This is a genomic window from Nocardia yamanashiensis (genome assembly GCF_021183565.1).
Classification (GTDB): Bacteria; Actinomycetota; Actinomycetes; order Mycobacteriales; family Mycobacteriaceae; genus Nocardia; species Nocardia yamanashiensis.
Genome location: NZ_CP089226.1, coordinates 3398510 through 3412271 on the forward strand (window position 1 = coordinate 3398510; position 13762 = coordinate 3412271).

Consider the following 13762-nt stretch of genomic DNA (forward strand, 5'->3'; position numbering starts at 1 on the left):
TCAGCGGCGTTCGACCCGGCCCACCGGTGCGTCGACGGTGCCGCGAGCGGACAGGTAGGACTGGAGGGCGTCCAGGTCCAGCGGGCCGGGGGTGACGTTCTTGCCCTGGGTGAAGACGCTGAATCCGTCGCCGCCGGTGGACAGGAAGTTGTTGGTCGCGATCTGGTATTCGGCGGCGGGATCCAGCGCGGTCCCGCCGATCCGGACGCTGCCGGCAATCACCTTCTGCCCCTTCGGCGCGGTGGCGGAATAGGCGTAGGTGATGCCCGCGGGCGCGAGCACCGCGGTCTTGCTGACGTTATCCCATTGCTGTTCCAGGAGTTTCAGGATCTGCTCGCCGGTGAGGGTGAGCGCGACGATCGTATTGCCGAACGGCTGAGCGGTATAGAGCTGCTGATAGGTGATCGCCCCCGCGCCCACACCGGCGCGCACCCCGCCCGGGTTCATGAACGCCGCCACCACCGGCCCGAATGAGTTCACCGCGAGCATGGAATCGGCGATGACATCACCCATCGGGGAGTCTCCGGCGGCGGTGGCCTCACCGGGCAGCGCCGCGGCGGCGTTGCCGACCACCCGTTCGGCGAGCGGCTTCGCCTGTGCCGCATAGAAATTCACCAGTTGCGTGGCGGCCGTATCGGCCGGGATATCGCGGGTGACGAGGCGGTTCACGGCCGAGGCGTCCACGGTGCCGTCGTGGAAGCGCAGCGTCACATCGGTGATGATCCGCCCGAACGAGGCCGCCTGGGTGACCACCTTGCCGTCGATCGTGCAGTTGTAGGCCTGATGGCTGTGCGCGGTGAGGATCACCTTGACCGCGTCGTCGACCTGCTCGGCCAGCGCGGTGACATTCGGGGTGATATCGGCGCATCCGTTGTAGTCCACCGGCCCGCCCTGCGTGCGCTGCGCGCCACCGTCGTGGACCATGACGACCACGGCTTCCGCCCCGGCCGACTTCGCCTCGGGCACATACTTGTTGACGGCGTCCGCCTCGGCCCCGAACGTGTAGCCCCGGATCCCCTCGGGCAGCACGATATTGCCGGTATCCGGGGTGACCGTCCCGATCGCGGCGATCTTGTGCCCACCGACGGTCAGCATCGTCCACGCCTTCAGCCCCGGTGGCAGCTGCCCGTTCCCATCGGTCACATTGGCGGCCAGATACGGAAACGCCGCCCCCGTGAACGACTCCCCCGGCGTACATCCGTCCGAAGCACACCCGCCCTGCTGCAACCGCCGCAATTCCGCCACACCGTGGTCGAATTCGTGATTCCCCACCGAGGACGCCGCCACCCCCACCGAATTCAGGAACCGGATCGTCGGCTCGTCATGAAACAACGCCGACACCAGCGGACTGGCCCCCACCATGTCCCCGGCCGCCAGCACCGCACTGTCCGGATGCTCGGCCTTCAGTTTCGCCAGATGCGCGGCGAGATAGGCCGCGCCACCGGCAGTCTCGGTGCCGACCTTGCCGTTCGACCCCTCGGGCGGCTGCAAATGCCCGTGCAGATCGTTCAGCCCGAACAAATGCACCTCGGCAGCCCGCGGCTCACCCGTCGTAGCACTGCTCCCGCACCCGGCGACCAACAGCGCACACACCAGCGCCGCGCCCGCCCCGAGCACCCGTCCACCGCTCACCATGACGGTCAACTCTGGCAGATCCGGCTGACCGGAGAATCACACGGAGATGAATTCTCGCGCGCACCGCGGGTAAATCGCTGCCCAGGGTGCGTCTTTCGGGGCGGTTCCTGGGTTACGGTGCTGTTCGAAATGCCCACGTTGCGATCGAATTCGATGCGTTTGCCAGAGGGAGAGACGTTTTCGGTGACTTGGTACTCGGTGTGGCGGTCGGCCGCCGTGCTCGGCGCGGTGATGGCGATCCAGGGTGGCGCGGTGGTGGCGAACGCGGATCCGGGTGCGGGGACGCGGCCGCTGGGCTGCGTGCCCGCCATCAGCACGTTGCAGGTGCTACCGCCGCTGCCGGGGCTGCTGCTGCCGCTGCCGAGTATCAAGGGCGTTTCGGAGTTCGATGATCTGCCGGCCGCGCCCGCGCAGGTGAGTTTCCCGGCGAGTATCGAATTGCGGGACAACACGCAGGGGTTCAACGATTTCGCCGAAGTGGTGCTGCGCGATGGGGTGTTGTACGCGCGGCCGCGGTTGTCCGGTGGGGTGTGGCGGCAGGTGCCTACGCCCGAATGCTTGAACGGGCAGATCGCCGCGGTGTCGGTGGACGGGAACATGCTGGTCGCGGCGGATCGCAATGGCTGGGTGTATTCGATGGACAATCTGCTGTCGGGGCCGCTGCTGTGGAATTGGACCTATTCCTATGGCGGGCCGATCTGGTTGTGGCCGGGTGAGCAGGTGCCGGGGATCGGGGATGGGCCGATCGCTTCGAGCCGGTGGGCGATCAGTCATCGGATGTCGAAGAGTTTCGAGGATGCGAAGGGGTATACGCATCCGACGACGGCCGGGTTGGTCGAATTGGTGGCGTTGTCGCAGGACGGGTCTCGGATCACCTATCAGGATCCGTGGCTGCCGGCGGATTTGAGCTATGAGATCGGCGGCCCGATGGGTGGGCGGTTCGTGTCCGAGGCGTTGTCGGTATCGGGTTCGGTGACGTTCGTGATGAATCGCTACGGGGACATGTTCACGCGCAAATACGACTTGGATATGGCGGGGTCCAATCACATTCCGGGCCGCTACACCTGGCAGGACCAGGGGCCGTTGCCGTCGGCTCCGGACCAGCTGACCGAACGGGTGAATCCGGCCTACGCCGCCATCTCGCTGCCCGCCGAGGACTGGCAGCGGCAGCCCAAGATCCCCGGCGAAATCACCTCGCGTATATCGATTCACGTCTCCGGCGATACCGCGGAGAATCGGGAACTGCGGGTCGAAGGTCGCCGGGACGGCCGAACGGGCTACTGGCACAAGGATCTTCGCGCCGCGAGCTGGGAATTCACCGCCGGCGATCAACCGCTCACCGGCGCCCCCATCGTGAACTCGGCGAACGACAGATCCACGCAGACGCTGGTAGCCCCGACCGGCATGACCTTCCAGGGCGCGCTCCCGGGCGGCTGGAACCTCCGATTCGACGACTTCGACTGGGCGCAAACCGAACACCCCGCGACCCTCACCGCACCGTCCGGCCGCGCCTACGCCGTCGAGCTCTACACCACCGACGGCCTGCGACTACTCCCGCGCGCAGCCGGCCTGGACGACAATCCCCGTGAACTCGAAGGTGCACTGGATGTGCGCGCGGCCGACGTGACCGCCGACCCGGAGCTCCTCGACTTCGTCGATACCCAGCTGGCCGGAAAACCGGTCTACGAAGTCACCGTCCGAGCCACCCGATCTCAGCTGGTCCTCGCCGCCTTGGGCGCCACTTTGCCGCGCGCCTGAACACTGGCCTCCCATTCCGCTGTCGCACAGCCGATTTCGGTCACCGGGGGTTCGTGGTAGAGCCATTCGCGGGCGAGGCGATGCCAGTTGGCGGTGGTGTGGAGCTGGCCGAGGGTGGCGAAGGTGAGGAGGTCGGCGCGGCGGGAGAAGACGTGTTCGGGTGGGAGGAGTTGGCTGCGGAGGCCGCGGAATTCGGTGGTGCGGGGGTCCACGGCCATGATGACGGCGGCGGTGGCCAGTTCGGGGGTGATGGTCAGGGGTTCGTCGAGGAAGTGCCAGCCCGTTGCGGCCCAGACGTAGTCGAGGCAGTCCTGGGGGGTGACGTCCGCGGCGGGGTCGAGGATGCCGCGGGCGGCCCAGTGCCGGTGCAGGTCGTCGGCGCGGAGTTCGCAGGCGGTGCGCAGGCCGGTGCGTTCGAATTCGACGTCGGCGGGGGCCATGTGGTTGTAGAGGCCGAAGTCGACGAAAGCCACTCGGCCGTCGGCGGCGAGCAGGATATTGCCGGGGTGCGGGTCGCCGCAGAATTCGTAATGGGTGAACAGCGGGGTGATGTAGAAGCGGTAGATGATCTCGCCGATGCGGTCGCGGTCGGCGGCGGGCAGGGTGCGGATGTCGTCGAAGGGGCGGCCGTCGACGTAATCGGTGACCAGTACGTGCGGTGAGCAGTGTTCGAGGACGCTGCCGGGCACGGTGAGGAACGGGTGGCCGCGATAGCGCGCCGCTATCCGGTGCTGGGTGGCCGCCTCCCCGAGATAGTCGAGCTCACCGCCGATATTGCGGGAGATCTCCGCCAGCACGGAATGGTCACCGGCACTGGGCAGGAACGCGCGCAGCAGTCCGCTCATCATCTCCAGGTTCCGCATATCGGCGCGCACGGCCGCGTCCACGCCCGGATACTTCACCTTGACCGCGACCATCCGGCCGTCCCGCAATCGCGCCCGATACACCTGGCCGATGGAGGCCGCCGCCACCGGAGTCTCGTCGAAATCGGCGAAAACCCGTGCCAGCGGCCCCAGATCGGCCTCGATCACCCGCCGCATATCCGCGAACTCCACCGCCGGCGCCCGATCGCGGAGCTCGGCGAGCTTCTCCCGGAACATGGCGCGATGCTCCTCGGGCACCAGATCCAGATCCAGCACGGACAGCATCTGCCCGAGCTTCATGGCCGCGCCCTTCATGCTCCCCAGCACCGCCACCAGCTGTTGCGCCGCCTGCATGGCCGACCGCTGGGCGAGCCGGCGCCGCGCCTCCTCGGTGCGCCCGATCATGGCCAAGCGGGCCCCAGCCCCGCGCACCGCCTGCCCGGCGGCCAAGCGGCCCAATCGCGCACCGCGCACCACGCGGCCCTCGGGAACTCGCCCCGCCATGGGCACCTCCTGCGATCTTGTCGCGCAACAAGATACCGCACACGTGACGCCCGTCACCGCTAAACTGAGCATCGCTCATTTCTCACGGCAAGGAGGCTGTGGTGCCGTCGAAATCCGTCCGCCCGCGTCGCCGCCCCATTCAGGATCGGTCGAAAGCGACCCGGGAACACATCCTCGACACCGCCGCCCGCCTGTTCGGCGAGCGGGGCATCGCCGGCACCTCCACCAATCGCATCGCCGCCGAAGCCGAGGTCAGCATCGGCACCCTGTACCGGTACTTCTCCGATCGCGGCGTCATCGTCGACGAACTGCTGGGCCGCATGCTCGCGAATATGGAACGTGACTTCACGCATTGGGTTTCGGGCCTGTCCCGGTACTCCGGGACCGAGTCGATGCCCGCGACCCGGCAGATCATCATCGAACTGCTGGAGGTGTTCACCACCGAACTCGTCGCCAACGCGAAACTGGTGCGGGCGCTGGTGGCGGGCGTGCAGTTCTACAGCAGCGGCCTGCCCGAATTCGAACCGCGGCTGCGGCTGCTGGTGAAGGTGCTGCTCATCCAGATGCTGGGCCCCGGCAACGATCACCGCTACGACGTGATGACCTTCGTGCTGGTCAATACCGGGTTCGCGAGCGTGCTGCGGGCCTCGGCGCTCGAGGTCGGCAGCCAGGAACGGCAGGAAGCCATCGAGACGACCGCCCAGATGATCAGCGCCTGGATCGAGGCCGAGGCCCGCGCGGCGAACTAGAGCGAACCGCCGCCGCCCACCAGCCAGGGATTGAAATTGCATTGCAGCTGCGGGTATTTCACCGGATCGAGGGCCCGCAGCGCGATGGACAGCGCCCGCGGCGAATACATCATGGTGAGGTGGTCGGAGACGTCCTGTTCGCACCCGTCCTGCAGCAGGATGTTGGTCACGTGCGCGCCCGGGCCCGCTTTCAGGAAGGTCAGGTCGACCGGATTGGTGACCTCGTCGTAGCGGGTGCCGACAATCGTGTAGTCGATGCCGGGGACGGTGTCGCCCTTGGCATTGAGCTCGTTGACGAAATCCGAGCCGATGGTCTGCTGAATGCCCGCGTGCCCCACGAAGATCTCGACCAGTCCGAGCACGTCGATGCCGAGATTGTTGATGGCCCGCCCGAGCGCGCCGATCCCGTCGAGCGAGGTGCCGTGATTGGTGGCCCCGAAGGTGATCATGTTGTGCACCTTGGCCGCACCGCCCTCGAACTTGGTGTACCAGCCCGACATGGGGCCGCCCTGCGAGTGCGCCACGATATCGACCTGGGTGGAGCCGGTGGCGGCGAGCACGCGATCCACGAAGGCGGACAACTGTTTCGCCGAATCCTGGATGTAGCCGGTGCCCATGGTGCCGGGCAGGATCGATCCCAGCCCGCCGCCCTGGATCAGGTCCGAGCGCCCGTAGTTGAGGGTGAAGGTGCAGAACCCGGCGTCCTTGATGGGCTGGCCCATATAGGCGAAACCGTTGTAGGCGTTCATCCAGGTGCCGTGCACCAGCACCACCGGGCGCGGGTGTTCGGCGGTCGGCTTGCAGTTCCAGTCGTTCGCGCCGGGCGGTGTGGCATCCGGGTTCGCCAGGCCGTAGCCGAAGGCCGCCACCCACGAGGTCATGACCGGTCCGTACCCCTTGGTGTCGGTGGCGCGGCCACCCGAGGAGCCGGAGCTGGAACCGGAACCGCCGTAGCAGTCCCCCGAACCGTTGCCGGATCCGGCGCCGCTGCCGGAGGTGCAGGCCGAACCGGTGCCGGCGGCGATGTATTCGGCCAGTTGCTGTTCGGTGGGCGCGGATCCGGGCGCCGCGTCCGCGCCGACGCCGACGCAGCCGAACGCCAGCAGGGACGCCCCGGCCAGGACGGCGGCCCGTACCGTCGCGCGGCGGGTACTTCTTCTCATTGCGTGATTCCTTTCGCTGGTGCGAATCCGCGCTCACGCTAGGCCGGGCGCGACGGCGGAATCGGCGTCGATATCGATCTCTGGAGGACCTCACCAACGGCCGCGGCGCGCTCGGTGAAACGTGACAACTCGAAGTCCAGGAACACGATTCACAAATTCCGGCACCGGATCACGGTGAAATATCCAGAGATCGCGCTCATTTCGCCGCACTCGCCGCCGGTTGTTGAATTATCGATTTCAGGCGCCGCTGCTGGACCGCCCCCGTCGTCCCAGCGGCGCCGTAGCTTTCGAGAGGAATCACCGTGGTCAATGGAATCCTGGGCGCGGATCAGGCGCAGGCGCTGATCGGTCACCGCTATCGATGCGCGCGGCCGTTCCGGGTGGAGCGCGCGGGCATTCGTGAATTCGCCCGCGCGGTACAGGCATTCCATCCGGCGCATTGGGAGGAGGCGGCCGCGGCCCGGCTGGGGTACGACGCGGTGATCGCGCCGCCGACCTTCGCGGCGCTGGTGTGGCAGCGGGCGCGGCGCGAGATTCTGGACCGGTTGATCACCGGGTACCGGGTGGATCGGGTGGTGCATGTGGACCAGACCCTCGATATCGGGCGGCCGCTGCTCGCCGGTGACGAGCTGACCTGCGATATCTCCTTCGAATCGTTCCGGCAGTTCCGGACTTTCGATGTCATCACCGTGACCGGGGTGCTCAGTGATCGGCACGGGACGCCGGTGCAGACGGTGTCCACGGCGCTGCTGGCCAGTACCGGCGCGCCGCCGGTGAACGCACCGGTCGGTCCCGCCGGGCCCGGGCTGCCGGCCGGCGTGGTGCGCCGGCTTCGGCGACCGTATCCGCGACCGGAGGTGAACCCGCTGGTCGAGGGGGCCGAACTACCCCTGGCGCGGGCCACGGTGAGCACCCGGGATCTCACCGATTACGCCCGCGTCGTGGGTGATTCGCCGGCCGAGGGCCGGCCCGGCCGGGATCATCCGGGCGATCGGCCCACCCTGATCGCGCCGGGCATGCTGATCCTGGCGCTGGCCGCCGGCTACGTCACCTCCTGGACGCAGGATCCGGCCGCGGTCACCAAGTACCGGGCCGAATTCGCCCATCAGGTGCACTATCTGGCGGTGCCGCACAGCACATCGGCCGAAATCGAGTTCCGGGGGCGCATTCTCGCCTGCGATCGGGCCGCGCGGACCGCGACCGTCGCCGTCGACGCCCGGTCGCAGGGCCGCAAATTGTTCGGCTACGCCAGCGCGGAAGTCGCTTTCGCACCGCTTCCGCATCCGGCCGAATCAAGGTGAGTATTGCCGTATTTCAGGCCGGATCGCGGCGTTCGCTGAAGGTGCGGGCGATGAGCGCCGAACGCAGCTGCCACAATCCGGTAATCACCGTCGGATCGAATCCGGTGAGCTGGCCGATCTTCTTCAGCCGGTAGTCCACGGTATTGGTGTGGATATGCATGAGACGTGCGGTCCGCTGCCGGTTCAGGTTATTGCCGATATGGGTTTGCAGGGTCTGCAACAGCTCGGGATGCCCGTCGAGCGGTTCCAGTAGCGCGCCCAGGGTTTCCCGCCCCGGACCCGGCCGGGTGAGCTGGTATTCCAGGGCCATATCCGCGAATCGGTACAGTCCGGCAACGCATTCCAGCCGCTGCACCATATCCAGGAGTTCGTGGGCGCGATCGGCCGCGTCCGGCACGGCGTCCGGCGGCGCGATGACCACCGCGGCCGTGATCGGCACCCGCGCCGCCTCCGACAGCCGCGCCAGCAGCGCGTCCAGTTCGCCATCGGCCACCACGGCGGTCGGCACCAGCATGGTGCCGCCGTCCACGCTCAGCAGCGCCAGCGCGGATTCGCCGCAGCGGGTGGCCAATTCGGCCTGGACCCGCCGCAGTTTCCGGCGCGCCACCACTTTCCCGTCCAGCCGTGGATGCCGTTCGTCCGGATGCTCCGGAATAGCCATCGCCAGCACGGCGTACTCGGCGGCGATATCGATTCCGCACTCGCGCGCCATGGTCGAGGTCGAATGTCCGCCCAGCAGCGCCGAAGTGAGCGTGTGCACGGCGGTGTGATGCTCCCCCACCACCGCCTTGAACTCGCGCACATAGGCGCGCGCGACGGTGGCATTGATCGTGTCCAGCAGCGTCACCACGAGTTTCGCGCCGCCGATGAGACTGTCGTAGTCCCGCATGGTCGCATCCGACACCACCCGGTCCAGGCCGATCTTGAACCCCTCGTGGATCGAATGCAGGACGGTGTCGATGGGCACGCCCTCGCGCGCCCAGCCCGCCGCCGCCTCGGCCAGCCGCCCCGTCTTCTCCGGCAGGTCCCGCCCGTCCAGCATGCCCACGGCCAGTTCCAGGCAGACCCGGGTGACCGCCGTGACGTCCCCGGAGATCACATCCCCGGGCAGGGTCCCGCACGGGATGACCTTGTCGACGAAATGCCCCACCAGCTGCCGGGACAATCCCCGCACATCCTGCAGCGGCGTGGACATCGGCCTGCCGGAGACGGTCAGGCCGACTCGCAGTGCTCCGTCGGTCGTCATCGTCGACTCCTTCCGATTCATCGCACCAATCGGTGGAGTACGAACTCTAAGTTGGTCGTTCACTCACCTTCTACTCGCTTCCGGCCATTCCCCGCCTGCGCCCGGGCGCGGCCCGGTCACCTGGGAATACCGGTGCGCGGACCGCCGACAGGCGAGTACGCGGCGAGCAGTACGAGAGATCGACTCACTTTTGCTCGACGGCCAATCCGCCGAGCAGGTCGTGCACGAGACTTTCGGCTTGGACGCGAGCCTGTTCCGGATCGTGGTTCTCGGTGATGAGCAGGGCGAGTTCGGTGAGCGCGCCGTAGAACGCGCCCGCGACGAGTTCGGCGGGGTGGGGTCGAATCAGGCGCGCCTGCAACAGGTTTCGCACCGCTTCGACGATCAGGCCGCCGAGGTGACGCTGGTCGAGTTCGCGCCAGCGCTGCCAGCCCAGGCCGATCGGGCCCTGCAGCAGGACGATATGGCGGTAGTCGGGTTCGGCGCAGACGTCCAGGAACTCGGCCACGCCGCGGTCGACGCGTTCGAAAGGCGCGGAGACCGAGTCGATGGCGGTGCGGATGCGTTGTGCCGCACGGTTCTCCAGGTCGTCCACGACCGCGTCGAAAAGTCCGCGCTTGCCGTCGAAATGGTGGTAGAGCGCGCCCCGGGTCAGGCCCGCGGCCCGGACCAGTTCTTCGGCGGACAGGTCCGCGTAATCGCGTTCGGCGAACAGGCGGGCGGCCGTCTCCAGCAGCGCCTGCCTGGTGTTCTCCGCGTACTTTCCGCGAAAGGATTCCATACAGAATGAATATCACATACAGTCTGTATGTCAGATACACACTGTATGAAGGCTGGGTTCGATGGAACGAACGGTGGACGTCGTGGTCGTCGGTGCGGGGATCGCGGGGCTCGTCGCCGCGCGTGATCTGGTGCGGAGCGGAGCCGAAGTGCTCGTTCTCGAAGCGAGGGACTGGGTGGGCGGGCGGCTGGCGAATGAGGAGTTGCCCGGCGGCGCGGCCATCGAGGTCGGCGGGCAATGGGTCGGGCCGGGACAGGATCGGATTCTCGACCTGATCGACGAGCTCGGGCTGAAGACCTTTCCCACCTATGACGAGGGCCGCCATATCGCCGAAATCGGCGGCGGGCGTTCGGAATACGTCGGGCGCATTCCGAAACTGAACCCCTTGGCGCTGGCCGATATCGCGCAGTTGCAGTGGCGATTGGATCGCCTGGCCCGCCGGGTTCCGGTGGACGCGCCGTGGCGGGCCGGGCGGGCAGCGGAATGGGATTCCCAGACCGTCGCCACCTGGCTGCAACGCGCCGGGCGCACCACCGGCGGGCGCGGGTTCCTGCGGGTGATCACCGAAGCCGTCTTCTCCGCCGAGCCGGAAGACCTCTCCGTGCTGTGGGCCGCGTTCTACATCAATGCCGCGGGCGGGCTCGACGCGCTCATCAACACCACGGGCGGCGCACAGCAGGATCGCATCGCCGGCGGTTCCCAGACCATCGCGCTGCGCCTGGCCGAAGAACTGGGGGATCGCGTCGTCCTGAATTCACCCGTCACCGAAATCGACTGGGACACAGCGGGTGTGCGCGTCACCGCCGGATCCATCACCGTTCGCGCCCGCCGTGCCGTCGTCGCCGTCCCACCGCCCCTGGCGGCCCGCATCCACTACACGCCCGGCCTGCCCGGCGACCGCGACCAGCTCGTCCAGCGGATGCCCATGGGCCGGGTCATCAAATTCAATGTCGTCTACGACGAACCCTTCTGGCGCCGAGCCGGTTTCAGCGGCCAGGCCAACAGCGACAAACGCGCCCTCGGCACCGTCTTCGACAACACCCTCCCCGACCACTCCCCCGGCGTCCTGGTCGGCTTCTTCGAAGGCCGCCACGCCGACCTGGGCGCACGCCTGAGCCCCGCTGACCGCCGCGCCCAGGTGATCGACGACCTCACCGGCTACTTCGGCCCCCAGGCCCGCGACCCCATCGCCTTCATCGAACGCGATTGGGCCGAAGAGGAATACAGTCGCGGATGCTACGGCGCCTTCACCGCCCCCGGCACCCTCACCCGCTTCGGCCCCGCCCTGCGCGCCCCGATCGGCCCGCTGCACTGGGCAGGCACCGAAACCGCCACCCGCTGGGCCGGCTACATGGACGGCGCGGCCGAATCGGGCCACCGCGTCGCTCGTGAGATCGCGGTGAATTTGCATTTTCAATGACGGAATCGAGTACATGCGATTCCATCCATTCAACGAGAGGCCTTTGCGTAATTAACTTTCCAGGCTGAATATTTAATAGCGGATAAATACATACCGAACTGCCCGGTAGCAGGCATTATGACCTGCGTCTTTCTTTTCGATTTCAGCCCATAGCCAGATGTGAACAGGTTACATTTTAGACCCCTCGCGGTGCGGCACGGCATTACGGGTCGCACCGTTGCTTCACATATTGGAGATAGTTATGCGATCGATCGCTTCCGGGCTGGTTCGTGTCGGTGTCGTCGCCCCGATGGCCCTTGCCACCGTGTTCGCGCTGGCCGCTCCCGCGAATGCCGCGGGCGTCAGCATGAACTGGAGTTGCCAGGGCACCATCTTCGGCATCGGCCAGACCTCGAGCATGAGCACCTCGGTGGACGGGACCGCGCCGAGTTCGGCGGCCGCCGGGTCCGCGGTGGCCATCACCCTCACGCCGGGCGCGTCCTCGGTGCCCAGTTCGGCTTCCGGGTTCACGGTGCAGAACATCAGCAACCTGAAGATGACCTGGCCCGCGCCGACCAATTCGACCGTGGTGTCCGCCAGCGTTTCCGGCGGCACCGTGGCCGGGACCGTGAGTACGGCGGGCGGGAACATCACGCTGACCGTGCCGGGTCCGATCGCCGGCGGCAGCAGCTTCACGCCGCCCGCGGTCACCATCAATGTCACGGCCGGTGCGGCGGGCACGCCCATCACCACCAAGTACGCGGGCACCAGCTACGCCAGCCCGGGCATGACCATGACGACCAAGGTGGCGTTCGTGGGCAATGTGGCGACCGCCTGCTACCCGAACCCGTCCCCGACCCTGACCACCACCAACGTCGTCTAGCACCGGCGCGCACCGAACGATCCCGGACTGGGCCGTTGCCGCCGGCCCAGTCCGGGATCGTGGTGCACACTATCCTATCGCCCACGCACCGCAGGCGAGATCCATTGCGAGGTTTCATGTTTCAAGCGTTCGAGGTTGGGAGCCCATGCGTCCGATGTCAACCGAACCCGATCGGATCGCCGTCGAACTCAAACGAGCCCTGGAGTTCTACCACGGCACCCTCGAAGATCTCGCCCGCGAAATCATCCGGTTACTGGGAGTGAACGAAACCGACAGGCGCGCACTGGAAATCGTGCTGCTCGGCGACGATCAGTCCACCACCCCCGGCACGCTCGCCGAACGGCTGAACCTCACGCCCGCGGGCGCCACCATCCTGCTCAACCGGCTGGAGAAACAGGGCTACATCACCCGCGCCCTGCATCCCACCGACCGCCGCCGCGTCATCGTCGTCGCCACCGACCTGGCCGCCCGCCGCGTTCACGAACTCGTCTCGGCCCTGGTCGACGAGGGCTACAAGATGATGCTCAACTGGTACGACCCCGCCGAACTCGAACTCATCGCGACCTTTCTCAATCGCGCGGGCGAACTCCAGCGCATTCACCGTGAGCGGCTGCGCGATATCGAGCCCTATCCGCGGCGCGGGATCTAGGCGGGCCGGAAGCCCGCGCCGATACCGTTGCGCGCGTTGATCTCTCCGAGTACCACGTTGATATCGGTGGCCATATCGGGTTCGTGGACCGGGTTGGCGGGGTTGGTGCAGGAGGGCAGGCCGGCGGTGACGCTACCGAGGATGTACGGGTCGCCGGAGACGATCATGCCGACCAGGCGGTCGCCCACCAGGACCGGGGAGCCGGAGTCGCCGTAGTCGGCGCAGACGTGGCTGGAGAAGCCGCCGCTCAGGTTCTCCCAGACCGGGCCGCAGGAGAATCCGGTGGTGCGGCCGTTCTTACAGACCGTTTGCAGGACGCCCGGGCGGGCGCCGACACCGGCGATGACGGCGGGGCCGACGGCGCGGACGAGATTCACCTTGGCCGGGTCGAATTCGATGACCGCCCAGTCCCAGTAGTAGTCGGTGTCGGCGATGCGGCCGACCTCGCCGGCGCCCAAGGCGGTCTCGGCGCGGATGCGGTCGCCGGGGTCGCCGCAGTGTCCGGCGGTGATGCCGACCGGGCGGCCCGCGCGGTCGTAGCCGACGGCGGTCAGGGTGCACAGCCACAGGCCGGCCGGATCGTCCTCGCCGATCGCGATGCCGGAGCCGCCCCCGAGGACGACCCCGCCGCGCGCCCGGACCTGGCCGGTACCGGCGATAGTCAGTACCGCCACCAGCGCGCCGATCACACCGATGACACTCAGGACACGACCGCGCACCATGCACCTCCGCGTCCCCCGCGGACCTCGACGCCCTCCCTGGCGATCATTGGGCAACACCGGCTACCAGTGAAGCACTCTCAATGGCGACACAGTCAGAAACCACGCAAAT

12 protein-coding genes are annotated in these 13762 nt (G+C 67.5%); 6 read left to right on the forward strand and 6 right to left on the reverse strand.

Features of this window, described 5'->3' with window-relative positions; translation table 11 throughout:
* A complete protein-coding gene (locus LTV02_RS16385) occupies nucleotides 1-1635 on the reverse strand; it encodes a bifunctional metallophosphatase/5'-nucleotidase (protein WP_233040818.1) in 1635 nt (544 codons plus the stop codon).
* A gap of 183 nt (nucleotides 1636-1818) precedes the next feature.
* Between LTV02_RS16385 and LTV02_RS16390 the strand changes: the two genes are divergently transcribed.
* The gene (locus LTV02_RS16390) at nucleotides 1819-3393 is read left to right on the forward strand and encodes a hypothetical protein (protein WP_233040819.1); all 1575 of its coding nucleotides are present in this window, start codon (nucleotides 1819-1821) and stop codon (nucleotides 3391-3393) included.
* Here LTV02_RS16390 and LTV02_RS16395 read toward each other — a convergent pair.
* Nucleotides 3348-4760 (reverse strand): ABC1 kinase family protein, encoded by a 1413-nt coding sequence (locus LTV02_RS16395; RefSeq protein ID WP_233040820.1) that lies wholly within the window; start codon nucleotides 4758-4760, stop codon nucleotides 3348-3350. The two genes, LTV02_RS16390 and LTV02_RS16395, sit on opposite strands and share 46 nt — an antisense overlap.
* 101 nt (nucleotides 4761-4861) lie before the next feature.
* Here LTV02_RS16395 and LTV02_RS16400 point away from each other — a divergent pair, with 101 nt between their 5' ends.
* Nucleotides 4862-5509, forward strand: a complete 648-nt coding sequence (locus LTV02_RS16400; RefSeq protein WP_233040821.1) for a TetR/AcrR family transcriptional regulator — start codon at nucleotides 4862-4864, stop codon at nucleotides 5507-5509.
* Here the strand turns inward: LTV02_RS16400 and LTV02_RS16405 are convergent.
* Complete coding sequence (locus LTV02_RS16405; protein ID WP_233040822.1) at nucleotides 5506-6672, reverse strand: esterase/lipase family protein; 1167 nt, start codon at nucleotides 6670-6672, stop codon at nucleotides 5506-5508. The genes LTV02_RS16400 and LTV02_RS16405 overlap by 4 nt on opposite strands.
* A gap of 302 nt (nucleotides 6673-6974) precedes the next feature.
* Between LTV02_RS16405 and LTV02_RS16410 the strand changes: the two genes are divergently transcribed.
* Nucleotides 6975-7973: an FAS1-like dehydratase domain-containing protein gene (locus LTV02_RS16410; protein WP_233040823.1), complete on the forward strand. Its 999-nt coding sequence runs from the start codon at nucleotides 6975-6977 to the stop codon at nucleotides 7971-7973.
* A gap of 13 nt (nucleotides 7974-7986) precedes the next feature.
* Here LTV02_RS16410 and LTV02_RS16415 read toward each other — a convergent pair whose 3' ends face one another.
* Nucleotides 7987-9219 (reverse strand): PucR family transcriptional regulator, encoded by a 1233-nt coding sequence (locus LTV02_RS16415; RefSeq protein ID WP_067714508.1) that lies wholly within the window; start codon nucleotides 9217-9219, stop codon nucleotides 7987-7989.
* 184 nt (nucleotides 9220-9403) lie between these two features.
* Entirely contained in the window at nucleotides 9404-10000 is a 597-nt protein-coding gene (locus LTV02_RS16420) for a TetR/AcrR family transcriptional regulator (RefSeq protein WP_233040824.1), read from the reverse strand.
* Between the two features lie 61 nt (nucleotides 10001-10061).
* Here LTV02_RS16420 and LTV02_RS16425 point away from each other — a divergent pair, with 61 nt between their 5' ends.
* From LTV02_RS16425 to LTV02_RS16435, 3 genes are all read left to right on the forward strand, one after another.
* Nucleotides 10062-11420 carry a flavin monoamine oxidase family protein gene (locus LTV02_RS16425; RefSeq protein WP_233040825.1) on the forward strand — a complete coding sequence of 453 codons (1359 nt, stop codon included), beginning with the start codon at nucleotides 10062-10064 and terminating at the stop codon, nucleotides 11418-11420.
* A 241-nt stretch (nucleotides 11421-11661) separates the two neighbouring features.
* Nucleotides 11662-12282, forward strand: coding sequence for a hypothetical protein (locus LTV02_RS16430; RefSeq protein ID WP_233040826.1), 621 nt, complete (start codon nucleotides 11662-11664; stop codon nucleotides 12280-12282).
* A gap of 145 nt (nucleotides 12283-12427) precedes the next feature.
* The gene (locus tag LTV02_RS16435; protein WP_233040827.1) at nucleotides 12428-12931 is read left to right on the forward strand and encodes a MarR family winged helix-turn-helix transcriptional regulator; all 504 of its coding nucleotides are present in this window, start codon (nucleotides 12428-12430) and stop codon (nucleotides 12929-12931) included.
* Here the strand turns inward: LTV02_RS16435 and LTV02_RS16440 are convergent.
* Complete coding sequence (locus LTV02_RS16440; protein ID WP_233040828.1) at nucleotides 12928-13653, reverse strand: S1 family peptidase; 726 nt, start codon at nucleotides 13651-13653, stop codon at nucleotides 12928-12930. The genes LTV02_RS16435 and LTV02_RS16440 overlap by 4 nt on opposite strands.
* Nucleotides 13654-13762 lie beyond the last annotated feature (109 nt).